Source organism: Oerskovia sp. NPDC060338 (genome assembly GCF_042726295.1).
Taxonomy (GTDB): Bacteria; Actinomycetota; Actinomycetes; order Actinomycetales; family Cellulomonadaceae; genus Oerskovia; species Oerskovia merdavium.
Window position 1 is genome coordinate 72,751 of the sequence record NZ_JBHXCQ010000015.1, and the last position, 24,030, is coordinate 96,780.

The following is a 24,030-nucleotide window of genomic DNA, read 5'->3' on the forward strand; positions in this document are numbered from 1 at the left end:
GGACTCCCACCCGCCGCGCCGGGAATACCGGGCCCCGACCCGTTGCTGCACCTGGTGAACCCCTCAGGAAGGACCTTCATGGCAACCCAGGAACTCACCGGCGCCACGTTCGAGCAGACCATCAAGGACAACGACATCGTCCTGGTGGACTTCTGGGCGTCGTGGTGCGGCCCGTGCCGCCAGTTCGCCCCGGTGTTCGAGGCATCCTCGGAGACCCACCCCGACGTCGTGCACGGCAAGATCGACACCGAGGCCGAGCAGGGTCTCGCGGCCGCCGCGAACATCACCTCGATCCCGACGCTCATGGCGTTCCGCGAGGGCGTGCTCGTCTTCTCGCAGCCCGGCGCGCTTCCCGCGCCCGCGCTCGAGCAGGTCGTCGAGGCGGTCAAGGGCCTCGACATGGACGACGTCCGCGCCCAGATCGCGCAGGCGCAGGCCGCCGGGTCGAACGGTCAGGCGGACGCCTGACGCTCCGGCTCACGCAGCTCGACGAAGGACCCCGGCTCCGGCCGGGGTCCTTCGTCGTCCCGGGGGGCGCCGGGTCTCAGGACGTGGGCCCGACGGACGTCGGCCCGACGGGCGTCGGGCTCGGCAGGGCCTGCCGGGCGGCCTCCTGCGCGGCCTCTTGCGCGGCCTCCTGCGCGGCCAGGTCGCGACGGCGCCGGGCCGCGCGGTCACGGACGGTCGCCGACGGCTCGGGGAGCTCGGCGGCGAGACGTTCGAGCCGTGAGAGCCAGCGCTCGCGCCGCGCGGGCGAGACCTGGGCCACGCGCGAGTGGTTGACCCACCGGACCCGTCGGACGCCGAGCTGGCCGAAGACCCCGCGGGCGACGACCCGCTGGACGGGGGCGCCGAACCAGGTGCGGTAGAGCGGCCCGGGCGTCGTCATGGTCGTCACGAGCGTGACCCCCGACAGCCCGAGCAGGCCCCGGAGCGCCCCGACCCGGTTCTCGGTGTACGCGAACCCGGGCACGAGGACCTTGTCGAAGAAGCCCTTGAGGCGCGCGGGCATGACCTCCCACCAGACCGGGTGGACGAGGACGAGGTGGTCGGCCGCGGCCAGCCGCTCCTGGTACCCCGCGGCCTGCGGGTCGACGGTCCGCCCCTCGCGCCATGCGCCGAGGTCGGCCCGTCGGACGACGGGGTCGAAGTCGTCGAGGTCGAGGTCGATCACGTCGACCTCGTGCCCGGCGGTGGTCGCGCCCCGGATCGCGGCGGCGGCGAGCGCGCGGCTGTAGCTGCCCTCGTAGGGGTGGTCGATCACGAGCAGGACGCGCATCGGACTCTCCTTAACGTTGTTCGATCTAACAGCGTTAGAGTTGCTGAACATCGTTAAGGTGTCAAGGTGTGGTGGTCCGGACTCGCCGGACGCGCGAGGAGGGTGGGCCCATGGCCGAGAGGCTGGACCGCGAGCGCGTCGTGCGAGCAGCGCTCGCGCTGCTCGACGAGGTCGGCCTCGACGGGCTGACGCTGCGCCGGCTCGCCCAGGACCTGGGTGTCAAGGCGCCCGCGCTCTACTGGCACTTCGCGGGCAAGCGTGACCTGCTCGACGAGATGGCGGCCACCATGCTGCGCGACCTCGTCGCGGGGGCGGCCTGGGACGAGGCCGTGGCGGCTGGGTCCCCTTGGCAGGACTGCGTGCGCGAGTCCGCGACCAACCTGCGCGAGATGCTGCTCTCGCACCGCGACGGGGCGCGGGTGTTCGGCGGGACCTTCGTCACCGACGAGTCGCTGCGGGGTGCGGTCGAGGTGCCCATGGGCATCCTCACGGCGGCAGGGTTCGGGCCCGACGACGCCGCGCGCGCCTGGGGGACGCTGCTCGCCTTCGTCCTAGGCTTCGTCGCCGAGGAGCAAGCGGTCGACCGTCGTGAGCTCGACCCCTCGCAGGCGGCCGCGTTCGAGGAGAGGTTCGGGTTCGGCGTCGACGTGATCGTGGCGGGGCTCGCGGCGCGGCTCGGCTGAGGGTCGTGCTCGACGCTGCCGCTGCGCCGGCGATGATCCTGCCGCTGCGCTGGCGACCCGCGGTTGCCCGGGGGATCGTGGAGGGGAGCGTGGGCGCGACGGGGCGCCCGCCCGACGATGACGGAGGACGTCATGAGCGGCTCGGTGGCGCGTATCACCCAGATCAGTGCACGGTCCGACGTGAGCTTCGACGACGCGGTCACGACCGGGATCGAGCGGGCGAGTTCGACGCTGCGCAACCTCACGGGTGCGTGGGTCAAGGAGCAGAAGGTCGAGGTCAGGGACGGGAAGATCGTGGCCTGGCAGGTCGCGCTCGAGGTCACGTTCGTCCTCGACTGAGCCCGGTGCTCCACCGGGGGGCCGTTCGCCACGCACGGGCGTGCCGACTTGACCGGCGGGCCGGGGTGGGGCTATTTGACCCTGCGCCAGGGATTCCGTAATCTTGAACGTCGGTGCGCTCGGTGCGCACTGGTCCCGTGTGCCCATGGACAGGTCGCACTCGCACGCCACGGTGTGTTGAGTCCTGCCAAGACGACCAGACATGGCGAGCACGCCAAGACTAGAAGAGATGAGCAACAACGTGGTGTACGCGATCGTCAAGGCCGGTGGCCGCCAGGAGAAGGTGTCCGTCGGCGATATCGTCGTCGTCGACCGTCTGTCGGCTGGTGCCGGACAGTCCGTCGAGCTTCCTGCGATCCTGCTGGTGGACGGGGAGAAGGTGACCCACGACGCTGCGGCGCTCGCGAAGGTCAAGGTCACTGCTGAGGTCGTCCGGGACGAAAAGGGCCCGAAGATCACGATCCTCAAGTACAAGAACAAGACCGGCTACCGCAAGCGCCAGGGTCACCGTCAGCAGCTGACCCGCCTCAAGGTCACCGGCATCAAGTGACTTCCCTCGGTGGCTCGTGAGAGCCGCCGCAGGTGATCCCACCCCCTCTTCTTCCAGCACGAAAGCAGGTTCGACATGGCACACAAGAAGGGCGCGAGCTCCTCGCGCAACGGTCGTGACTCCAACGCCCAGCGCCTCGGCGTGAAGCGCTTCGGTGGCCAGGTCGTCAGCGCCGGCGAGATCATCGTCCGCCAGCGCGGCACCCACTTCCACCCGGGCAACAACGTCGGTCGCGGTGGCGACGACACGCTGTTCGCCCTGACCGCCGGTGCCGTCCAGTTCGGTACGCGCCGTGGTCGCAAGGTCGTCGACATCGTCTCTGCCGAGGCCTGATCCACGACGCAGCACATGCTTGACAGGAGGGGCGCACCGACGCGGTGCGCCCCTCCTGGTGTTCTTCCCCCCGCTCGAGAGGACCCTTTCCATGGCCACGTTCGTCGACCGCGTCGTTCTGCACGCCTCCGGCGGTGACGGCGGAAACGGCTGCGCCTCCATCCGTCGGGAGAAGTTCAAGCCGCTCGCCGGCCCCGACGGCGGCAAGGGTGGGGACGGTGGGAGCGTGCGGATCGTCGTCGACACGCAGACCACGACGCTCCTCGAGTTCCACCACTCTCCCCACCGCCACGCCGCGTCCGGGACCCAGGGCATGGGCGACTACCGCGCGGGCTCCAACGGCGAGGACCTGATCCTGCGCGTGCCCGACGGCACCGTGGTCAAGGACCGTCAGGGGAACGTGCTCGCCGACCTCATCGGCGAGGGGGCCGAGTACGTCGCCGCCGCCGGTGGTCGCGGCGGCCTGGGCAACCACGGCCTCGCGTCCCCGCGCCGCAAGGCCCCGGGCTTCGCACTCCTGGGCGAGCCCGGCGAGGAGGTCGACTTCGTCCTCGAGCTCAAGTCGATCGCGGACGTCGCGCTCGTCGGCTTCCCGAGCGCGGGCAAGTCCTCGCTCGTCGCCGCGATCTCCGCCGCGCGCCCCAAGATCGCCGACTACCCGTTCACGACCCTCGTCCCGAACCTCGGCGTCGTCCAGGCCGGCGAGGTGCGCTTCACGGTCGCCGACGTCCCGGGCCTCATCCCCGGCGCGAGCGAGGGCAAGGGGCTCGGCCTCGAGTTCCTGCGCCACATCGAGCGCACGGCCGTGATCGTGCACGTGCTCGACTGTGCGACGCTCGAGCCCGGTCGCGACCCGATCTCCGACCTCGAGGCCCTCGAGGCCGAGCTGGCCGCCTACTCGGGCGACCTCGACGGTTCGGGCGTCGTGGGCGGGCTCCCGCTCAACGAGCGCCCCCGCCTCGTCGTGCTCAACAAGATCGACGTCCCCGAGGCGCGCGAGCTGGCCGACCTGGTCCGGCCCGACCTCGAGGCCCGCGGCCTGCAGGTCTTCGAGATCTCGGCGGCGAGCCACGAGGGCCTGCGCCAGCTGACCTACGCGCTCGCCGGGCTCGTCGACAAGGCGCGACGCGAGACCCCGGCCCCCGCTCCGGCCCGCACGATCCTGCGCCCCAAGGCCGTCGACGACGCCGGGTTCACGGTCACCCGCAAGAACGCCGGCGACGGCACGTTCTACTTCGAGGTCCGCGGCTCCAAGCCCGAGCGCTGGGTCCGCCAGACCGACTTCGCGAACGAGGAGGCCGTCGGCTACCTCGCCGACCGTCTGGCCCGCCTGGGCGTCGAGGAGAAGCTCTTCAAGGCCGGGGCCGTCGCGGGCGACGAGGTGCGCATCGGGTCCGAGAAGAACGCCGTGGTCTTCGACTGGGAGCCCACGCTCATCACGGGCTCCGAGCACCTCGGCGGCCCCCGTGGCACCGACCTGCGCTTCGACGACCACTCGCGTCCCACGCGCAACGACAAGCGTCGCGAGTACAACGAGCGCATGGACGCCAAGGCAGAGGCCCGCGCCGAGCTCTGGACCGAGCGCGAGTCCGGCCACTGGACGGACCCCGAGAAGGACTGACCGTCCGCTCGGCGTCAGGTCACGACGTCCGCCCGCAGGGCGGGTACGGTCCCTCGGGTCCGTGCCCGCCCTGCGGCGTCCCGGTCGAGCGACGACCACCGCCCTGGCGGGGCGAGCGCGGGAGGGGAGCGACGTCGTCGGGCCCACGTCGTCTCACGGCGGGGTGTCACACGGTGAAATGACGCCCCGTCCCGGCGCCCGGCGCGCGATGATGTCCCGGTGAATGCGCTCTCCGCACGCTCCCAGGTCGCCACGGCCCACCGGGTCGTCGTCAAGATCGGCTCCTCCTCGCTCACCGGACCGGACGGGCACCTCAGCGTCCCGGCCCTGCACGCGCTCGTCGACGTCATCGCCGCGCGGCACGCCGCGGGCGGGCAGGTCGTGCTCGTGACGTCCGGGGCGATCGCGGCGGGGATCGGGCCGCTCGGCCTCAGCGCCCGACCACGCGACCTCGCCACGGCCCAGGCCGCGGCCTCGGTGGGCCAGGGCCTCCTGGTCGCCCGGTACGCCCAGGCGTTCGCCGAGTACGGCATCCGCGTGGGGCAGGTCCTCCTCACGGCCGAGGACACCATCCGCCGCGGGCACTACCGCAACGCGCAGCGCTCGCTCGAGCGTCTCCTGGACCTGGGGGTCGTGCCCGTCGTCAACGAGAACGACGCGGTCGCGACCGACGAGATCCGCTTCGGCGACAACGACCGTCTCGCCGCGCTCGTCTCGCACCTGGTCCGCGCCGACGTCATGGTGCTGCTGACCGACGTCGACGGGCTCTACGACGGCCCGCCCTCGCGCCCCGGTACCCAGCGCATCCGCGAGGTCCGCTCGCCGCTCGACCTCGAGGGCATCGAGGTCACGGGACGCGGCAGCTCGATCGGGACGGGCGGCATGCTCACCAAGCTCGAGTCCGTGCGCATCGCGACCGGCTCGGGGATCCCGGTCGTGCTGACCAAGGCCGCGAACGCCGAGGGTGCGCTCGCCGGGCGCGAGGTCGGGACCTGGTTCGCCGTCACGGGCAAGCGCACCACGCGCCGACGCCTGTGGCTCGCGCACGCCGCGCGCACGCGCGGGCGGCTCGAGCTCGACGAGGGGGCCGTGACCGCGGTCCTGGGCGGGCGGGCCTCGCTCCTCCCGGCGGGCGTCGTCGGGGTCACGGGCGACTTCGACGCGGGCGACCCGGTCGAGCTCGTCGCACCCGACGGGCGAGTGATCGCGCGGGGGCTCGTGGCTTTCGACTCGACCGACATCCCCGACCTCCTCGGGCGCTCGACGCACGAGCTGCGCGACAAGCTCGGCGAGGGCTACGACCGCGAGGTCGTGCACCGCGACGACCTGGTGCTCGTGGGGCGCAGGCGCAAGGCGTCCTGAGGGCAGGCAGCGCCGCAGGGCGCGGGCGCGGCGCCCGGTCCCACGACGGGGCCCGGAGACCTGGAACGGTCTCCGGGCCCCGTTTCTCGTTTGCAATGTCTCATGGAGTGGGACGCCGCTCTCACTCCTTGACTACATGGCGCCGGGAGGCTTTCCTGTGCGGCAGGTGAAGAGCGCCAGCGCCAAGACCCGGCTCGCTGGTCAGCAACCCTTCGATGTGACGGGGTGCTCCGGGCAGGACCTGACCGCGCCGACAGGTCGCGGTAAGCACACGACGTGACGAACGACCCCGTCCACGGGTTCCTGTGGCGTGCCCGGGGACGGGCGGGACCCGCACGTCGTCCGACCGAAGGACGCACCACCGTGAGCCAGAGCACCCCGGCGATCTCCTCGCTGGCCTTCCTCACCCCCGGGAACTTCCCGGACGACGACCCCTACAGCGGCCTCGAGGCGACGCTACGGCTGTTCGAGCGCGCCGAGGCCTGGGGGTTCGACGGAGCGTGGGTCCGCCAGCGGCACCTCGAGCACGGGATCTCGTCGGCGACGGTCTTCCTCGCCGCCGCCTCTCAGCGCACCTCCACGATCGAGCTGGGCACGGGCGTCATCCCGATCGGCTACGAGAGCCCGTTCCGCCTCGGAGAAGACCTCTCGACCGCCGACGTCCTCTCGCAGGGGCGCCTCCAGGTCGGCCTCAGCGCGGGGCGTCCGCCGCACGCCGACCTCATCGGCGACCTGGTCTTCGACGGGGACTGGGAGTCCCACGACTTCTCGCACGCGCGCATCGAGCGGCTCGCGGCGAACCTGTCGGGCGGCTTCATCGGTGACGAGGACACGGTCGTGCACTCACCCGGGAACGTGCAGCGCCCCCGGCTCCAGCCGCACAGCCCTGGGCTCGTCGACCGCCTCTGGTACGGGGCCGGCTCGCGCCGGTCGACCGAGTGGGCATCGCGCAACGGCCTCAACCTGCTGACCGGGAACATCGTGGCGGGCGAGGAGTCCGACGACTTCGTCACGGCCCAGCTCGCGAACCTCGCCGCGTACCGCGCGGGGCTCGGCGGAGGGCGATCGACGAGAGTCGCGCTCGGGCGCGTCGTCGTGCCGACCGACAGCGCCGACGCCTCGTCGCGCCGACGCTACCGAGCCTTCGAGGAGTCGCGGCGGGCCCGGACCCTCGCCCCGCAGGGCGAGCGCCGGACGCTCTTCGCGCCCGATCTCGTCGGCCCGAGCGAGCAGATCCTCGAGCGGCTCGTGGCGGACGCCGTCGTGGGCGAGGTCGACGAGCTGCGTCTCGAGCTGCCCTACGAGTTCAGCGACGAGGAGTACGAGCAGATCCTGCACGACGTCGCGACGCTCGTCGCCCCAGCCCTCGGATGGACGCCGACCACGAGCCGTGACAGCTCGACGGTGGCCACGGGCGCGGCCGCACCGGGGTCGTCGGCCGCTGCGCGCCCGGTCGCCGTCGTCGGCGCCTGACGAAGGAGGAGAACCACCATGGGACGCTATCTCGCGACGCGACTGGCCCAGGCGGTCGGCGTGCTCTGGGCCGCCTACACGGTGTCCTTCATCGTGCTCTACGCCCTGCCCGGCGACCCGGCCCAGCTCATGGCCGGGGCCGACGCCAACGACATCACCCCCGAGCAGCTCGACGCGCTCCGCGCCGAGCACGGCCTGGACCGCCCGCTCGTGGTCCAGTACTTCTCCCAGCTCGCCGGGCTGTTCCGCGGGGACCTCGGCCAGTCGATCAGCACGGGACGGCCCGCCGCGGACCTCATCGTCGAGGCGATCCCGCCGACCGTGCAGATCGCCGCAGCCGGGCTGCTGCTCGCGATCGTGCTCGGTGGGGGGCTGGCGATCGCCGCCACCTACACCCGGTTCCGCGGTCTCGGGCAGCTCCTCCTCGGGCTGCCGCCGCTCGGGGTCGCCATCCCCGCCTTCTGGTTCGGCCTCCTGCTCATCCAGTGGTTCTCCTTCACGCTGCCGATCTTCCCCGCGATGGGGAACAAGGGGTTCGCCTCGATCGTCCTGCCCGCGATCACTCTCGCCGTGCCCACGGGGGCGACGATCGCCCAGCTGTTGTCCAAGAGCCTGGCGACCACGTTGCGCGAGCCCTACATCGACGCGGTCTGGGCCAAGGGGGCCGGGCGCCCGAGGGTCTTCTTCTCGCACGCCCTGCGCAACGCCGCCCTTCCCGCGCTGACGATGACCGGCCTGATCGTCGGCCAGCTGCTCTCCGGGACGGTCGTCACCGAGACCGTGTTCTCCCGACCAGGTCTCGGACGCGTGACCGCCTCCGCGGTGCAGACCCAGGACATCCCGGTCGTGCAGGGGATCGTGATCTTCGCCGCGGTCGTGTTCGTGGTCTCCAACCTGCTCGTCGACCTCGCCTACCCGTTGCTCGATCCCCGCGTGGTGACCGGGCGTCGACGGGGCACGACCACGCCCCGGGGGACGTCCGGGCGAGGCGGCGTCGCCCCGGCGAGCGAGGTCGGACCCGCCCGATCGTCGACCTCCGAGGTCGCCGTCCTTCACGGAGGTGCAGCATGACCGACACAGTCCTCGCCCCGCACGAGAAGACCGTCCTGCCGGACGGAGGGACGCTCGAGGGTGCCGCTACCGTCGGGGGCTCCGGTTCCGGCGCCGGCCCCGGCGGAGCCGAACCGTCACGACGGGGCCGCGGGCTGTCGAGTCTGCTGTCGACCCTCGGGTTCGTGGTCCGACGTCCCGGGCTGCTCGCCGCAGCGGTCTGGATCGTCGTCGTCCTGCTCGCGGCGTTCGCCCCGGCGCTGCTCGCGCACTCCGACCCGCTGACCGGGGTGCCGGCCGACAAGCTCCAGCCGCCCTCCTCGGCGCACTGGTTCGGGACCGACCAGCTCGGCCGCGACCTCTACTCGCGCGTGGTCCACGGCACGGCGCTCACGCTCCAGGCCTCGCTCATCGCCGTCGGGCTCGGCCTCGTGGTCGGATCGACGCTCGGTCTGCTCGCGGGATTCTTCGGGTCCTGGGTCGACGACGCGGTCATGCGGGTCGCCGACGTCCTGCTCGCGATCCCGAGCCTGCTGCTCTCGCTCGCCCTCGTGACGGTCCTCGGCTTCGGCACCGTGAACGTCGCGATCGCGGTCGGGCTGGCCAGTGTCGCGAGCGTCGCACGCATCATGAGGTCCGAGGTCGTGCGCGTGCGCAGCTCGGCGTACGTCGAGGCGGCGCAGGCCTCGGGGAACCGCTGGCACCGGGTGCTGCTGCGGCACGTCCTGCCGAACTCGGCCGGACCCGTCGTGGTCCTCGCGACCCTCGAGCTCGGCACGGCGATCCTCGCCGTCTCGTCGCTCAGCTTCCTGGGGTACGGGGCGCCGCCCCCGGCCCCCGAGTGGGGGCAGCTCGTCTCCACCGGGCGTGACTTCCTGCGCAACGCGTGGTGGCTCACGACCCTCCCCGGGCTCGCGATCGTGCTGACCGTCCTGTCGGCCAACCGCATCTCGCGCGCCCTCGACACGGAAGGACGGCGGAACCGATGAGCACGGACCGGAGCGCACCGTTGCTGCGCATCGACAACCTGGCGGTCGAGTACCGCGCACGCCGCGGGACGGTCGCGGCCGTCCGGGACGTCTCGTTCGACGTGCTCCCCGGAGAGACCGTGGCGGTCGTCGGGGAGTCGGGCTCGGGGAAGTCCACGACCGCGCACGCGATCGTCCAGCTCCTCGCGTCGTCCGCGGCGATCACGCACGGCCGGATCGTCTTCCAGGGGACCGACCTGGCGACGGCCTCGCCCGCGACGCTGCGCGCGTTCCGTGGCCGGCAGATCGGGCTCGTCCCGCAGGACCCCACGGTCTCGCTCGACCCGGTCAAGCGCATCGGCCACCAGGTGGCGGAGGTGCTGCTCGTCCACGGTCTGGCCGACCGCCGGTCCGCCAGGTCGCAGGCGGTCGAGGCACTCAGGGCCGCAGGGCTCGAGGACCCGGAGGTACGAGCACAGCAGTACCCGCACGAGCTCTCCGGTGGCATGCGCCAGCGGGTCCTCATCGCGATCGCGATCATCGCCGAACCCGCGCTGCTGATCGCCGACGAGCCCACGAGCGCTCTCGACGTGACGGTCCAGCGACAGATCCTCGACCACCTCGCGGCACTGACCCGACGGACGGCGACGAGCGTCCTCCTCGTGACTCACGACCTCGGTGTGGCAGCGGACCGGGCTGACCGGATCGTCGTCATGTCGCAGGGGCGGGTCGTCGAGGTCGGCACCCCGCGCGAGGTGCTCGAGCACCCTGAGCACCCCTACACGCGAGCACTCCTGGCCTCGGCCCCGAGCCTCAACGCGCACGGTGAGCTGCGTCGGACGGCGACCCCCTTGCCGCGTTCCGCGCGCGAGCGGACGTTCGGCGGACGTGCCGGCGACCCGTTCGTGCCCCGCGCGACCGGCGACGGGCCGGCAGGCCCGGCGGCGGACCGGCCTGAGCAGGACGTCCTCGTGGCGGAGCACCTCGTCAAGGACTTCCCTCTCCCGCGCGCAGCCGGGGGCGGCACCCATCGCGCGGTCGACGACGTGAGCTTCCGGATCCCGCGCGGTCACACGTTCGCGCTCGTGGGGGAGTCCGGCTCCGGGAAGTCGACGACCGCACGTCTCGCCCTGCGTCTGACCGACGTCACGAGCGGGACCGTGTCGTTCGACGGTGACGACATCACCCATGTGCGGGGCACGCGGCTCCGCGACCTCAGGCGCCGGGTGCAGCTCGTGCACCAGAACCCGTTCGCCTCGCTCAACCCTCGGTTGTCGGTGGGCGAGGTCGTGACCGACCCGCTCGCCGCGTACGGCCTGGGGTCGCGCAGCGAGCGGCGAGCGCGCGCTCTCGAGCTGCTCGACGTCGTCGCCCTGCCGTCCACGGCGCTGGACCGCAGGCCGTCCGAGCTCTCGGGCGGGCAGCGCCAGCGGGTCGCGATCGCACGGGCTCTCGCGATCAACCCTGAGCTCCTCGTGCTCGACGAGCCCGTCTCGGCCCTTGACGTCCAGGTGCAGTCCCAGATCCTCGGGCTGCTCTCCGGGCTCCAGGAGTCGCTCGGTCTCAGCTACCTGTTCATCTCGCACGACCTCGCGGTCGTCCGGGAGATCGCGCACACGGTCGCGGTCATGCACCGAGGGCAGGTCGTCGAGACGGGGCAGGTCGACGAGGTCTTCCGCTCGCCCCGGCACGACTACACCCGCAACCTGCTCGACGCCATCCCGGGCGCCCGAGCGCTCCACCAGGGCTGACCGGAGCTTTCCGCACCACCCACCACCGGACCTCGGTCCACGACGAAGGAGAATCATGAACGCACGTATCCGACGGGGAGGAACCGCCCTCGCGACGTCCGTCGCCGCCACCCTTGCCCTGACCGCGTGCGGTGGGGGGACCGGGACCGGCTCGGTCGCGGACGACGTCTCGGCCTCGACCTCGAGCCCGGTCGACGGAGGTGAGCTCACCTTCGCGATCGGGAACGACCCGATCTCGCTCAACCCCTCTGGCACGGGGTCGGGCAACGACACCCTCTACGTCACCCGGCAGGTCGTCGACTCGTTGCTCTACCAGAACCCGGACACGAACGAGCTCGAACCGTGGCTCGCGACGAGCTGGAGCGCCAACGCGGACGCCACGACCTTCACGTTCGAGCTGCGCGACGACGTCACGTTCTCCGACGGCACGCCCCTGACGGCGGCCGAGGTCAAGGGGACCTTCGACGACATCGTGGCAGCTGGCGCGAAGAGCGGTGCGCTCAGCTCCTTCGTGGGCTACGAAGGGACGAACGTGATCGACGACGACACCGTCGAGGTCGACTTCGCGACGCCCAACGCGGCCTTCCCCAGCTCGACGGCGTCGCCCGCCCTGGGCATCGTCGCCGCATCGACGGTCGCGATCCCGTTCGACGACCGGGCGACAGGGGAAGGGGTCGTCGGGACCGGGCCGTTCGTCCTCGAGTCGCACACCAAGGACGTCGAGACCGTCCTGACGCAGCGTGCCGAGTACGCCTGGGCGCCCTCCGCGCTCGGCAACGACGGCGCTCCGCACCTCGCCAAGGTCACGTTCCAGGTGGTCCCGGAGGCCGGCGTCCGCACCGGCAGCCTGACCTCCGACCAGGTCGACGTCGCAGGCGGGATCCAGCCCACGGACATCGAGACGCTCGAGGCCAGCGGGTTCCCGGTGATCAGCCGCGCCAACCCGGGCAACGTGTTCGGTGTCTACTTCAACAACTCGCGCCCGATCGTCTCGGACGTCGAGGTGCGCAAGGCGATCTCCTTCGCGATCGACGCCGAGGAGATCCGGGACACCTCGCTCAACGGGAGCTTCGCGGTCGCGACGAGCGTCCTCGCGAGCACGACGCCCGGCTGGGCCGACCAGAGCTCGTACTTCGCGTTCGACCGAGCCAAGGCCGAGAAGCTCCTGGACCAGGCCGGATGGACGGTCGGCTCCGACGGCGTCCGCGAGAAGGACGGACAGAAGCTGTCCCTCAAGGTCGCGTGGATCACGAACTTCGGCCCGAACCAGACGTCGCTCGAGCTCCTCCAGCAGCAGCTCAAGGCAGTCGGGATCGAGATCACCCTCGAGGGCGGGACGGTGCCGGAGTTCCTCGAGCGCCAGCAGGGCGGGGACTACGACTTCGCCTGGCACAACCAGTCGCGTGCTGACGGGGACATCCTGCGGACCGCCTTCTCGACCGGCGCGACGAACTACCCCCGCATCACGGACCCCGAGCTCGAGTCCCTGCTCCAGGCCCAGCTGGCGGCCGGTGACCCGGCCGAGCGGGCGGAGATCCTGGCGCAGGCCCAGGAGCGCCTCGCGAGCCAGTACTACCAGATCCCGGTGCACGAGCTCACGAGCGTGATCGGCACCCAGACGACCGTGCACGGGCTCACGTTCGGGGCCGACTCCCGGCTCGACTCGCTCGTCGGCACCTGGAAGGACGCCGACTAGCCGCGATCCGCGGTGGGGCCGCCCCTGCCGGGGCGGCCCCACCGCGGCCCACCGCAGCCCCTGGTCCGCCCCGACCGTCGCGCCCGGCGGGCGTGCCCCGACGACCACCACGGAGCAGAGCACACCATGCCGAGACGGCTCGTTCCCGTCACCCCCGCCCGCACCCCGCTCCAGACCGGCGTCCTGGTCGTGTGTCTCGTCACGGGGTTCGCCACGCTCCTGGACTCCGCGGTGCTCACGGTCGCCGCCCCCGCACTGCGGGACGGGCTCGGGGCGAGCACGGCGCAGCTCCAGTGGATCCTCGCGGGCTACTCGTTGACGTTCGGGCTCGCGCTCGTCCCGGCGGGGAGGCTGGGCGACCGCTACGGACGCCCGTGGTTCCTCGTGGCCGGTCTCGTGCTGTTCGCCCTGACGAGCATCGTCGGGGCGAGCGCGCAGGACGCCGACGTGCTCGTCGTCGCGCGACTGGTGCAGGGGATCGGGGCGGGCACGGCCAACCCGCAGGTCATCGGGCTGCTCCAGGACCACTTCGAGGGTCCCGCCCGAGCACGCAGCCTCGGCGCCTACGCCTCGACCGGGGCGTTCGCGGCCGTGATCGCCCCGCTCGTCGGTGGGGTCGTGCTCGCTGTGGCGGGTCCCTCGGGCTGGCGCGTCTCGTTGCTCCTGACCCTCCCGTTCGCGCTCGTGGCCGCGGCGCTGTGCGTGCGCCTCGTGCCGCGCGCAGACCGTGCGGTCCGGGCCGCGCCCGGCCTCGACCCGGTGGGTCTCGCGCTCCTCTCGGTGACGGCGCTCGGTCTCCTCGTGCCGTTCGTCCTGGCCGGCCCGCTCGCCGCCCGCGCGCCCTGGGGCGCGGTCGTCGTCGTGGGCGCGGTGACGCTCGTGTGGTGGGAGCGGCGATACGCCCGCACGGGCCGGACGCCGGTGCTCTCGCCCGAGCTGCTCCGGGCGCCGGGCTTCGCGCTCGGCTGTCTCGTGGCGACGTTCACGTTCGGCTCGGCGCTCGGGTTCTCGGCCGTCCTCATGATCTATCTCCAGGAGGGGGCAGGACTCGCTCCGCTCCAGGCGGGGCTCGTCACGACCCCTGGCGCCCTCGCGTCGGTCGTCGCGGCCCACCTCTCGTGGCGGCTCGTGCGACGCTTCGGCCGCGCGGGGGTCACCGCGGCGCTCGGGGCCAAGATCCCGGTCGCGGTCGCGCTCCTCCTGGCGGTGCTGCTCCTGCCTGACCGGTTCGTGGTGGTGAGCCTCGTCGTCGGGCAGGTGCTCACCGGTGTCACGGGTGGACTGACCATCTCCACCAACCAGGCCCTCACCCTCGACCGGGCACCGACCGGGCAGCACGGCGTCGCGGCCGGGATGCTCCAGGTCTCGCAGCGGCTCTCCGCGACCGTGTGCATCGCCGCGATGACCGGCGCGTTCGTCGGCGTCGCGGCCGGCCCCGCAGGGCACGGCGCGGCGCTCGCGGGCGCGGTCGTCGTGACCGCGCTCCTCGCCGTGGCGGCCACGGCGTGCTCGGTGCTCGACGACGTGCTCGCGCGCCGTCGTCGGGCCCGAGCAGGGAGCCCCGCTGCCGAGGCCGCTCTCCAGCCCGTGTGACCCTCTCGCGCGTCACACGTTCTCGAACGGTGGGAAGAACGGGCAGGGGCCTTGTCACCCGGCCCGCGGGGTGATCGCATGCGGGCATGAGCCTTCCCACCCGCACCCTCGGCGGCGCCGCCCCCGCCGGTCCGCTCACGGTCTCCGCGATCGGTTTCGGCGGCATGTCCGTCACGGACGCCTACGGACCGGCCGACGAGCGTGAGGCCACCGACACCCTGCACGCCGCGCTCGACGCCGGCGTCACGCTGTTCGACACGGCCGACGTCTACGGGCACGGTCGCAACGAGGAGCTGCTCGGGCGGGTCCTCGGGCCGCACCGGGACCGCGTGGTGATCGCGTCGAAGCTGGGCCTGCCCCCGGCCGGGGGCCACCCGGACGGGCGCCCAGTGGACGGTCGCCCTGCCTACGTGCGCCGCGCGATCGACGCGAGCCTGAGCCGGCTCGGCACGGACCGGCTCGACCTCTACTACCTGCACCGCGTCGACCCTCAGGTCCCTGTCGAGGACACGGTCGAGGCGCTCGCCGAGCTGGTCGACGCGGGCAAGGTGCTCCACGTCGGGCTCTCGGAGGCCTCGGTCGAGACGGTCCGGCGCGCGCACGCCGTGCACCCGGTGACGGCGGTCCAGAGCGAGTACTCGCTCTGGACCCGCGACCCCGAGGACGAGGTGCTGCCCGCCCTGACCGAGCTCGGGATCGGGTTCGTACCGTTCTCGCCGCTCGGGCGCGGCATCCTCACGGGGACGGTCGACCTGACCGAGGGCTTCGCCGCCGACGACGTCCGTCGCGCCCACGCGCGCTACCGCGGCGAGGACTTCGCGCACAACCGGGCGCTCGTCGCCCGGCTCGAGGAGGTCGCCGCAGGGCGCAGGGTCACGACGGCGCAGCTCGCCCTCGCGTGGATCCTCGCCCAGGGGGAGCACGTCGTCCCGATCCCTGGCACCAAGCGCACCGCCTACCTCGAGCAGAACGTGGCTGCGGCGCTCGTGGACCTGAGCGCGGACGAGGTCGAGTCCATCGGTGCGCTGTGGCCGCGCAGCGCGGTCCGTGGGCAGCGGCACCCTCAGATGGAGCTGCTCGGCGGATGAGCGCGTCAGTCCCCGGACGCCGCAGACAGGTCCGGTCCGTGCGACGTAGGCTCGTCGCATGACCGCGCTGATCCCCGACTCGGACCTCGACCAGACCGCGACCACCGCCACGGGCGCCCCGCAGGCGCCCGGCGCCCCGGCCCCCACGGTCGCGGAGGCCGTCGAGGCGACGGCCCGGCGCGCCAAGACGGCCTCGCGCACGCTCGCGACCGCCACGCGCGCGACCAAGGACGCCGCTCTGCTCGCGCTCGCCGACGCCCTGGTCGAGGCAACCGAGGAGATCGTCGCGGCCAACGCACAGGACCTCGAGCGCGGCCGCGAGAACGGGACGTCCGCCGGCCTCCTCGACCGCCTCGCGCTGACCCCCGAGCGCATCGCCGCGATCGCCGACGCGCTGCGCGACCTCGCGTCGTTGCCGGACCCGGTCGGCGAGGTCGTGCGTGGCTCGACCCTGCCCAACGGTCTGCGACTGCGTCAGGTCCGCGTGCCCATGGGCGTCGTCGGGATGATCTACGAGGCGCGCCCCAACGTGACCGTGGACGCGGCGGGCCTGGCGCTCAAGAGCGGCAACGCCGTGATCCTGCGCGGCGGCTCGGCTGCGGCGGCCTCGAACGAGGTCATCGTCGGCGTGCTCGGGCGTGCGCTCGAGGCCCAGGGGCTGCCCGCGGACCTCGTCCAGTCCATCGACCGGCACGGACGCCCGGGCGCCGTCGCGCTCATGCACGCGCGGGGTCTGGTCGACGTGCTGGTGCCGCGCGGGGGAGCGGACCTCATCCAGACCGTCGTGCGCGAGTCGACCGTCCCCGTGATCGAGACGGGCGTCGGGAACTGCCACGTGTACGTCGACGCCTCGGCGGACCAGGCGAGCGCGCTCGCGATCCTGCTCAACTCCAAGACGCAGCGCGTCGGGGTCTGCAACGCCGCCGAGACGCTGCTGGTCCATGCCGACGTGGCTCCCGAGTTCCTGCCCTCGGCGCTCGCCGCGCTCGACGGGGCCGGGGTCGTGCTGCACGGTGACGCGCGCACCGCGGAGCTCGCCCCCGCGGGCATCGAGATCCTGGCAGCGACCGACGACGACTGGGCGCGGGAGTACCTCGCGCCGGAGATCGCGGTGCGCGTCGTCCCGGACCTCGACGCAGCGCTCGAGCACATCCGCACCTGGACGTCGGGGCACACCGAGGCCATCGTCACGCGCGACCTGGCCTCGTCCGAGCGGTTCGTCGCCGAGCTCGACTCGGCCGCGATCATGGTCAACGCCTCGACCCGCTTCACCGACGGTGCCCAGTTCGGGCTCGGGGCGGAGATCGGGATCTCGACCCAGAAGCTGCACGCGCGCGGGCCCATGGGCCTGGCCGAGCTCACGACGACCAAGTGGGTCGTCCACGGCGACGGTCACGTGCGTCCCTGATCACAGGCTGCCCTGCGTCCAGCACGACCGTGAGAGACTGGACGACGATCGGCGCCCGGCGCCGGTCATCCATTGATCCACGCACCACGCACCAGAACTAGTAGGAGGACATCGTGCTCGCTGCTGCCGCACAGGTTGCCCAGGAGAACGCCGAGGCCGTCACCCACCTTCCGATCCCGCCGGTCGGGTTCGGCATCGTCGGGTTCGGCGTGCTCGTCGGCCTCCTCCTCGTGACCTACGCCTTCCGTAGCGTCGGTACCCGCCACTGACCCGGTCGCTGGTGGACCCGTCGGACATGACGTCGAGCAGGCCCCGGCTCGGGGTGATGGGTGGCACGTTCGACCCCATCCACCACGGCCACCTCGTCGCGGCGAGCGAGGCAGCAGCCCGTTTCGGTCTCGACGAGGTCGTCTTCGTCCCTACGGGCAAGCCCAGCTTCAAGCAGCACCAGAAGGTCACGGCTCCCGAGCACCGCTATCTGATGACGGTCATCGCGACGGCCTCGAACCCGCGGTTCACGGTCAGCAGGGTGGACGTCGACCGACCAGGGCTCACCTACACGGTCGACACGCTGCGCGACCTGCGCGCGCAGCGCCCGGACGCGGACCTCTTCTTCATCTCGGGAGCGGACGCGATCGAGCAGATGCTGACCTGGAAGGATGCCGACGACCTGTGGAAGATGGCACACTTCGTGGCGGTCTCCCGTCCGGGTCATCAGCTCAGCGTCGAGGGACTGCCGCCGGGGGTCGTCTCCACGCTGGAGATCCCCGCGCTCGCCATCTCGTCGACGGACTGTCGGCAGCGGGCGGAGGCCGGCCAACCGGTCTGGTATCTGGTACCGGACGGTGTCGTCCAGTACATCGCGAAGCACGGTCTGTATAGAGGTCAGCACCATGAGTGATCAGCACGGGGGCAACATGCAGCCCGTCCGTCCCTTGACGCGCCGAGAGATCCGCGAGCGCGAGGCCGCTGCGGCCGAGCAGGCCGCCGGCGCCGCACCGCCCGCCTCGGGCGGGTTCCCGCCGCCGGCGCCTGCTCCCGCGCCGGCTGCCCCCGCGGGGCCGCCGCCGTCGCGTCGCTCGATGCGTGAGCCGGTCGGCCCGACGGCGGGCGACGCCTTCCCGAGCCCGGCCCCGGTCGTGCGGCCGCCGCACATGACGGGCGGCATGCGAGGGGTCGACCAGACGGGCCGGCTCACTCCGATCCAGGAGACCGTCGAGCACGTCGCGATCCGACCGAACCAGGCACCGCCGGCAGGGATGACGCCCCCCGTCCGGCAGAGCATGCGCGCCCCGTCGACCGCGCCGTCGCCGTTCGAGGCCCCGGCCTCACGGCCCAACCCAGCTCCCCAGGCTGCGCCGCCCGCAGCGCCCGTCCCCTCGCCGTTCCCGCAGTCCCAGACAGCGGCCCCTGCTCGCGAGTCCGTGTCCTCGCGGATCCAGCCCTCGGAGACGCCGCGTGCGGCGGCGACGCCTGCGCCGGCACAGCCCACGCTGCCCTGGCAGCAGGCGACCGCACCGGCCGCGCCAGCTCCGGTGCAGGCCCAGGGCCAGGCAGCCGACGCGCCTCCGGCACTTCCCTGGGAGACCGTGACCACGGGGTCTGCAGCGGGGGCGGCGGCAGCTCCTCCTTCTCCGTTCGGTGCGCCGACGGCCGCGCACGAGGAGCAGGGCGGCTCGCCGTTCCCTCCCGCCGGAGGTGCGCGCCCAGGCGGCGCTGGTCGTCGCGCGGCGGACGACGAGCTTGACGAGGACGAACGTCCCCCGGGCCACGCCTACACCTGGCTCCACTACCTGATCCTCATCGCCGTCGCGTTCGTGCTCGGCCTGCTGATCTGGCAGATGCTCCTCAACGGCAGCGCTGCAGGGGCTGCAGCCGCTGCGCCGCGCGAGATCGCGGCGAGCGCCACCCACCCATACGTCGGCCTGTCCTCCTGACAGGCCTCGGAACACACAACGGAGAGTCGTGACTGCAACGGAACGCGCTGTCGAGCTTGCGGTGATCGCGGCTCGCGCCGCATCGGACCGCAAGGCCGAAGAGATCATCGCCCTGGACGTCAGTGAGCAGCTCGTGCTCACGGACGTCTTCCTGATCGCCTCGGGGACGAGCGAGCGGCAGGTGTCCGCGATCGTGGACGCCGTCGAGGAAGAGCTGCACAAGGTCGGCGTCAAGCCCATCCGTCGCGAGGGCAAGGCGGAGGCCCGTTGGGTCCTGCTGGACTTCGGCGACATCGTCGTGCACGTCCAGCACGCCGAGGACCGGGTCTACTACGCGCTCGAGCGCCTCTGGAAGGACTGCCCTGTCATCGAGCTGCCCGAGGACGCACGGGGCGGAGAGGGGACGTCGAGCACCGACGTCACCGACGCCGCGGACGACGGCGCCATCTACCTCGCGGAGGACTCGCAGGCGTGAGCGCGCGCACCGTCGTCTTCCTGCGCCACGGGCGCACCGAGTACAACGCGGCCATGCGCCTCCAGGGGCAGGTCGACATCCCGCTGGACGCCGTCGGGCACTGGCAGGCCGAGCAGGGGGCCCGGTCGCTCGCGGCCGCGCACTCCCCGACGCTCGTCGTCGCGTCGGACCTGACGCGTGCGGCCGAGACGGCCGGGTACTACGGGAAGGCGACGGGCATGCCCGTCTCCCTCGACGAGCGTCTGCGCGAGCGCGGGTTCGGCGAGTGGGAGGGCATGACGGGCGAGGAGCTCTCCGAGCGCTGGCCCGACGAGTACGCGGCGTGGCGCCGTGGCGAGGAGCCCGCTCGTGCGGGCGCCGAGTCGCGGGCCGACGTCGCGGCGCGCATGGTCGCGGCCGTCACCGAGCACGCCGACGCACTGGACGAGAAGGACACGCTCGTCGTCGTCTCGCACGGTGCGGCGATCACGTTGGCCATCACAGCCATGCTCGGTCTGGACCCGACGGGCTGGCGGGGGATCTCGGGACTGAACAACGTCCACTGGTCCCAGCTGCAGCGCTCGGGAGCGAACGCGTACCCCTCGTGGAGGCTCGTCGCGCACAACGTCGGAGCCGACTTCTCGCTCGACGAGTGGAGCTCTGGACCCGATTGGATTTTCCAGCCGACTTCGGCATAAACTAGCGATGCTTCCGAGGGGGAAAACCTCAAGGAAGTGCGGGACCAGCAATGGTTCTCGGGGCTGTGGCGCAGCTGGTAGCGCACCTGCATGGCATGCAGGGGGTCAGGGGTTCGAGTCCCCTCAGCTCCACATTTGAAGACGTACTAGAACACCTGACATCGGTCGTATCCGGTTCTGGTGCGAGGGCGGCGAAGGGCTCAGCGAGCCGGATCGTCGCCCTTTCGTCTTCGCTGATCTCGATGCCGTTGGTGAGGGCCTGGTTCGCCAGCCGCTTGCCTTGGTCATTGGTGTGGGCGTAGAGCGTGGCGCAGTCGACCAGCAGGCTCAGGGCAGTGCTCAGTTGCCTGCGTGCTCCGGTGTGCTGGTCGCGCTCGTCGGCGAGCCGCCGGTCGATATCGGCCAGGCCGGCGCGGATGCGGTCTTGATGCCGCTTGAGTGTGTCCAGGTCGATAGCGTCCGCGAAGTGCGCGGCGAGGAGCTTGTCGCTCTCGTTCTGGAGCCGCTTCCGGTTCTCCGTTAGCTCGGCGAGTTCTTGGGAGCGGGAGGCCAGGCGCTCATCGAACGCGGCCTCGACCTGCGCGGCGAGGGCGGTGTACTCGTTCTCGGTGATGGCGATGTCTCGGTAGCAGTCCGCGACGAGCTGCTCGGCCACCCCGACCGGTACAGCGCGGCGGGTGCAGTTCTTCCGCTTGGACGCGCGGCCGGAGCAGACGTAGTAGGCGTAGCGGACGCCCTGCTTGTTCGCGGGGTAGTCCAGCTGCAACCTCGATCCGCACTCACCGCAGAACAGCGAGCCTTTGAGGTAGTGGTCGTGGTTGCGACGCCGTTCGGAGGCGATCTTGCGTGCATCCAGGAGTCGTTGGACCCGCTGCCAGGTGTCGATGTCGATCAGCGGCTCGTGGGTGCCGGGCTGCTCGGCGCCTTTGTAGCGGACGATGCCTACGTAGTAGGGGTTGCGCAGCAGTTTGAAGAAACCCGACCGTGCCACGGGACCCGACGCGCGTTTGGGTGTGGGCACGGTCGTCAGGCCGCGGGTGGTGACCTCGGCGAGTAGGTCCACGACGGTGCGATCCCCGGTGGCGTATTGCTCGAACACCCACCGCACCAGCGGTGCGCGTTCGGGGTCGATCTCCACGGTGCGGTACTCGCGGCCCTGTTCGTCACGCTTGCGGACGTTGAGGTAGCCGATCGGTGCGCGCATCGGGGTGCCGCCGGTCTCGAACTTCTGCGTCAGACCTTTGGTGACCTCGGTGGCGAGGTTCTTGGAGTAGAACTCCGCGATGCTCGACATGATCCCGTGCAGCAGCATCCCCGACGGGGTCTCGTCGATGTTCTCGGTCGCCGAGACCAGTGTCACCCCGGCCTCGACCAAGCGGCGGTGGATCTCCACATCGTCGAGGCGGTTGCGGGCGAGGCGGTCGACCTTGTGCACGATGCAGTAGGTGACCTGGTGGGTGGCGATGTAGTCCAGCATCCGTTGCAGGTCTGGCCGGTCGGCCGAGCGCGCGGATTCGCCGGCGTCGACGAACTCCGCCACCACCCGCGCGCTGAGCATCCCGGCCTTGCGGGCGTTGGCCTCACGCTGTGCCGGGATCGAGAAGCCCTCGTCGCGTCCGCCCTTGGATGCCTGTTCTTTGGTCGAGACCCGCTGATAGGTCACCGCCGTCAGCAGCAGCGGCGCCTCGGTCTCGGGAGTGGGGGCTATCAGTGTCATCGTCCGCGTCTCCTTGCTCACCCGCGAACGTCGCGGCGGGCGGTGAATCGTCGTTGTCTCGTTGGGTGTCGATGCTTCGCTGCCGCTCATCGAGTTCGTGGGCGTAGAGTTCGTCCGCGATGCGCAACACCAACGCGACCAGCCGCTTGCGGTCGGGCGCGGAGCGCACCCGAGCCTCGGCCGAGATGCGCCGGCCCGTGCTCGTGGTGCGGTAGTGCTTCATGCCCGGTAGGTGCACACCGGGACTGCTCGGGCTGGGGGTCGGGCTGGACGAGGTCCGACTCGGTGTTACTCGCGTCCGGTGCCCGGCGCTTCTGACGCCGCTGCTCACGGTGCTCTGCGAGTCGGGCCTTGGCGAGCAGGATCACGCTGACCGGCCCCATGATGAGGAACTTTAGGCCGGACCAGCAGGCGACCAATACGACGAGGTGGAGCCACCCAGGTCCGCCCGCGTCGATCACCGTGGTGCACCAGTAGGCGAGGGCGAAGTACGGGATGGCGATGAGCATCGCAGGGATGCCCCACCGGAGGCCGTCGCGGCGGCGGATGCGGTCGAGCAGGATGTTGCTCGGCATGTACGCGCGGAGGTAGCCGGCGATGTGGCTGCTGGCGGTCCAGATGAATCGGAGCATGATCAAGTCCTCCCTTGGCGGCGACGCCAATGCGGGATGGACTTGCCCGGGCGGATTCCCGAGGTTGTCGTGCCACCTGCGCCCGAGGGCTGGTGGCCTAGCTGATTCTCTGTCGCCTGTGCCGCCAGTTTACGCTTCGGCGCCGACATGGGGAAGGGAACGCTCGGTGGGCGCTGAACATGCTGTCCGCGTGTGGGTTGTGCGGAGAAGGGATCTCGATTCGAGCGCAGACAGAAGGCCCGAGACCGGCGGTGCGGTCTCGGGCCTTCGGCGTGGGCTGGGTTCAGGTGACCTCGCCGGTGTCGGGGTCGACGCCGAGGGTGGCGAGGAACTCGTCTTCGGCTTCGCGGCGGCGTGCGACGTCGGCGATGACGAAGGCCACGAAATCCTCGTCGCGGTGGACGATCTCGACGTCCTCGATAGGCTCGGCGGGCTCTTCTCCGGGCCAGACGGTCTGGCGGGTGGGTCGATCACGGTCCAACCGTGTGCCCGACGCGGCCACCCAGTCCCGCAGCCGCTGTTTGGCGTCGGCGAAGTCGCGGTGCCAGCCGATGGGGGCGCTGCCGGACTGCTGGGGATCGTAGGCGCATTGCCAGTGGGTGTAGAGCGCGGACAGCTCCCAGACCAGCTCGGGGTGCCGGTGCCACAGGGGCGGGAGCACGCTGGCCGGTAGGCCGTAGGTGGCGCGGAGCCAGTCGATCCACTTGTTCAGTTCCAGCCAGGTGTGCTCGGCCTCGTCTGCCCGGAGCAGGTTCCAGTTGATCGGGCCGGGCGGCTCGTCGAGCATCGGCTCGATGTCACCGCGGTCACCGGTCGGGTTCGCTGGATCGAACTCGGGGTCCGGCCGATCGTCGGCGTCGAAGTCGTCGTCGTTGGGGTCGAGGGTGTCGTCGGTGTCCATGACGATGCCGCCGTTCAGCGGGCGAGCGCCGCGGGCTCGTGGGCGGGCTGGTCATGTTCGGGACGCTCGAACGCCTTGCCGTGGTCCACACCGACGGCTTCCTGGTCGATCCCGGTGGTTTTCTCGCGGGTGACGGCGTAGTCGGTCGTGGTGGGGTTGTGGCTGATCGTGGTCGCCCGGAACTCCTCGCGTTCGTTGTTCTCGTCGTCGGTGAACGTGCGGAAGTGGCCGGTGGCGATGAAGTCGTCGCCCCTGGCGAACTTCTGGTGGGCGACCTCGGCGAGGTCGTAGCGGACCACGACATCGTGGAAGCTCTGGTTCTGCTTGGTGAAGGTGCCGTCGTCCTCGCGCTGCCAGTGGTTTACCCGCGCCCTTGCGTAGAACCGGGGTATCCCGGACTTCTCGCCGTAGGTCAGTCGGGGGTCGCCGGCGATGCGGCCGACCATCACGGTCTCGTTCTTGATGCCCATCTCGCATCCTCCTGTCCCTTTCCCGGC

General features: G+C 71.6%; 24 protein-coding genes, 1 tRNA gene, 1 pseudogene and 1 riboswitch. Of the genes and pseudogenes, 21 read left to right on the forward strand and 5 right to left on the reverse strand.

Annotation, left to right across the window (positions count from 1 at the left end; all coding sequences use genetic code 11):
* Window positions 1–78 precede the first annotated feature (78 nt).
* Entirely contained in the window at window positions 79–468 is a 390-nt protein-coding gene (trxA, locus tag ACFWGN_RS18225; RefSeq protein ID WP_056650509.1) for a thioredoxin, read from the forward strand.
* Between the two features lie 76 nt (window positions 469–544).
* Here trxA and ACFWGN_RS18230 read toward each other — a convergent pair whose 3' ends face one another.
* Window positions 545–1,279, reverse strand: a complete 735-nt coding sequence (locus tag ACFWGN_RS18230; RefSeq protein ID WP_377618848.1) for an NAD(P)H-dependent oxidoreductase — start codon at window positions 1,277–1,279, stop codon at window positions 545–547.
* 110 nt (window positions 1,280–1,389) lie between these two features.
* Here ACFWGN_RS18230 and ACFWGN_RS18235 point away from each other — a divergent pair, with 110 nt between their 5' ends.
* From ACFWGN_RS18235 to ACFWGN_RS18330, 20 genes are all read left to right on the forward strand, one after another.
* On the forward strand, window positions 1,390–1,962 hold the full coding sequence (locus tag ACFWGN_RS18235) for a TetR/AcrR family transcriptional regulator C-terminal domain-containing protein (protein ID WP_377618850.1): 573 nt from the start codon (window positions 1,390–1,392) through the stop codon (window positions 1,960–1,962).
* A gap of 132 nt (window positions 1,963–2,094) precedes the next feature.
* Window positions 2,095–2,301 carry a dodecin family protein gene (locus tag ACFWGN_RS18240; protein WP_377618852.1) on the forward strand — a complete coding sequence of 69 codons (207 nt, stop codon included), beginning with the start codon at window positions 2,095–2,097 and terminating at the stop codon, window positions 2,299–2,301.
* A gap of 241 nt (window positions 2,302–2,542) precedes the next feature.
* Entirely contained in the window at window positions 2,543–2,851 is a 309-nt protein-coding gene (gene rplU, locus ACFWGN_RS18245; RefSeq protein WP_191789147.1) for a 50S ribosomal protein L21, read from the forward strand.
* Between the two features lie 75 nt (window positions 2,852–2,926).
* Window positions 2,927–3,184, forward strand: a complete 258-nt coding sequence (gene rpmA, locus ACFWGN_RS18250; protein WP_030151568.1) for a 50S ribosomal protein L27 — start codon at window positions 2,927–2,929, stop codon at window positions 3,182–3,184.
* Between the two features lie 91 nt (window positions 3,185–3,275).
* The gene (gene obgE / locus ACFWGN_RS18255) at window positions 3,276–4,805 is read left to right on the forward strand and encodes a GTPase ObgE (protein WP_377618854.1); all 1,530 of its coding nucleotides are present in this window, start codon (window positions 3,276–3,278) and stop codon (window positions 4,803–4,805) included.
* A gap of 219 nt (window positions 4,806–5,024) precedes the next feature.
* Window positions 5,025–6,167, forward strand: a complete 1,143-nt coding sequence (gene proB / locus ACFWGN_RS18260) for a glutamate 5-kinase (protein WP_377618856.1) — start codon at window positions 5,025–5,027, stop codon at window positions 6,165–6,167.
* Between the two features lie 165 nt (window positions 6,168–6,332).
* Window positions 6,333–6,443, forward strand: a riboswitch (SAM riboswitch).
* Window positions 6,444–6,530: 87 nt separating this feature from the next.
* Window positions 6,531–7,640 carry an LLM class flavin-dependent oxidoreductase gene (locus ACFWGN_RS18265; RefSeq protein WP_377618858.1) on the forward strand — a complete coding sequence of 370 codons (1,110 nt, stop codon included), beginning with the start codon at window positions 6,531–6,533 and terminating at the stop codon, window positions 7,638–7,640.
* 18 nt (window positions 7,641–7,658) lie between these two features.
* Window positions 7,659–8,711, forward strand: coding sequence for an ABC transporter permease (locus tag ACFWGN_RS18270; protein ID WP_377618860.1), 1,053 nt, complete (start codon window positions 7,659–7,661; stop codon window positions 8,709–8,711).
* Window positions 8,708–9,679, forward strand: coding sequence for an ABC transporter permease (locus tag ACFWGN_RS18275; RefSeq protein WP_377618861.1), 972 nt, complete (start codon window positions 8,708–8,710; stop codon window positions 9,677–9,679). The genes ACFWGN_RS18270 and ACFWGN_RS18275 overlap by 4 nt, the downstream gene beginning before the upstream one ends.
* Window positions 9,676–11,409 carry a dipeptide ABC transporter ATP-binding protein gene (locus ACFWGN_RS18280; protein WP_377618863.1) on the forward strand — a complete coding sequence of 578 codons (1,734 nt, stop codon included), beginning with the start codon at window positions 9,676–9,678 and terminating at the stop codon, window positions 11,407–11,409. The genes ACFWGN_RS18275 and ACFWGN_RS18280 overlap by 4 nt, the downstream gene beginning before the upstream one ends.
* 55 nt (window positions 11,410–11,464) lie before the next feature.
* A complete protein-coding gene (locus ACFWGN_RS18285; protein ID WP_377618865.1) occupies window positions 11,465–13,105 on the forward strand; it encodes an ABC transporter substrate-binding protein in 1,641 nt (546 codons plus the stop codon).
* A 126-nt stretch (window positions 13,106–13,231) separates the two neighbouring features.
* Entirely contained in the window at window positions 13,232–14,698 is a 1,467-nt protein-coding gene (locus ACFWGN_RS18290) for an MFS transporter (protein ID WP_377618867.1), read from the forward strand.
* A gap of 86 nt (window positions 14,699–14,784) precedes the next feature.
* Complete coding sequence (locus tag ACFWGN_RS18295; RefSeq protein ID WP_377618869.1) at window positions 14,785–15,786, forward strand: aldo/keto reductase; 1,002 nt, start codon at window positions 14,785–14,787, stop codon at window positions 15,784–15,786.
* A 58-nt stretch (window positions 15,787–15,844) separates the two neighbouring features.
* Entirely contained in the window at window positions 15,845–17,194 is a 1,350-nt protein-coding gene (locus ACFWGN_RS18300) for a glutamate-5-semialdehyde dehydrogenase (protein ID WP_377618871.1), read from the forward strand.
* A 113-nt stretch (window positions 17,195–17,307) separates the two neighbouring features.
* Window positions 17,308–17,463, forward strand: coding sequence for a hypothetical protein (locus tag ACFWGN_RS18305; protein WP_377618872.1), 156 nt, complete (start codon window positions 17,308–17,310; stop codon window positions 17,461–17,463).
* A 26-nt stretch (window positions 17,464–17,489) separates the two neighbouring features.
* Entirely contained in the window at window positions 17,490–18,095 is a 606-nt protein-coding gene (nadD, locus tag ACFWGN_RS18310; RefSeq protein WP_056650547.1) for a nicotinate-nucleotide adenylyltransferase, read from the forward strand.
* A complete protein-coding gene (locus ACFWGN_RS18315; protein WP_377618873.1) occupies window positions 18,088–19,131 on the forward strand; it encodes a hypothetical protein in 1,044 nt (347 codons plus the stop codon). The genes nadD and ACFWGN_RS18315 overlap by 8 nt, the downstream gene beginning before the upstream one ends.
* Window positions 19,132–19,159: 28 nt before the next feature.
* A complete protein-coding gene (rsfS, locus tag ACFWGN_RS18320) occupies window positions 19,160–19,606 on the forward strand; it encodes a ribosome silencing factor (RefSeq protein ID WP_377618874.1) in 447 nt (148 codons plus the stop codon).
* Window positions 19,603–20,283, forward strand: coding sequence for a histidine phosphatase family protein (locus tag ACFWGN_RS18325; protein ID WP_377618875.1), 681 nt, complete (start codon window positions 19,603–19,605; stop codon window positions 20,281–20,283). The genes rsfS and ACFWGN_RS18325 overlap by 4 nt, the downstream gene beginning before the upstream one ends.
* Before the next feature lie 59 nt (window positions 20,284–20,342).
* Window positions 20,343–20,415: transfer RNA gene (locus ACFWGN_RS18330), tRNA-Ala, on the forward strand.
* Between the two features lie 511 nt (window positions 20,416–20,926).
* On the opposite strand, the pseudogene ACFWGN_RS18335 reads toward ACFWGN_RS18330, so the two are convergent.
* The 4 genes and pseudogenes from ACFWGN_RS18335 to ACFWGN_RS18350 form a co-directional block, all read right to left on the reverse strand.
* A pseudogene (locus ACFWGN_RS18335) lies at window positions 20,927–22,090 on the reverse strand (recombinase family protein); the annotation flags it as partial.
* Window positions 22,087–22,632, reverse strand: a complete 546-nt coding sequence (locus ACFWGN_RS18340) for a sulfate permease (RefSeq protein WP_377618877.1) — start codon at window positions 22,630–22,632, stop codon at window positions 22,087–22,089. The pseudogene ACFWGN_RS18335 and the gene ACFWGN_RS18340, both read right to left, overlap by 4 nt.
* Window positions 22,633–22,915: 283 nt before the next feature.
* Entirely contained in the window at window positions 22,916–23,533 is a 618-nt protein-coding gene (locus ACFWGN_RS18345; protein WP_377618878.1) for a hypothetical protein, read from the reverse strand.
* Window positions 23,534–23,547: 14 nt separating this feature from the next.
* The gene (locus ACFWGN_RS18350) at window positions 23,548–24,003 is read right to left on the reverse strand and encodes a single-stranded DNA-binding protein (protein ID WP_377618880.1); all 456 of its coding nucleotides are present in this window, start codon (window positions 24,001–24,003) and stop codon (window positions 23,548–23,550) included.
* Window positions 24,004–24,030: the final 27 nt, after the last annotated feature.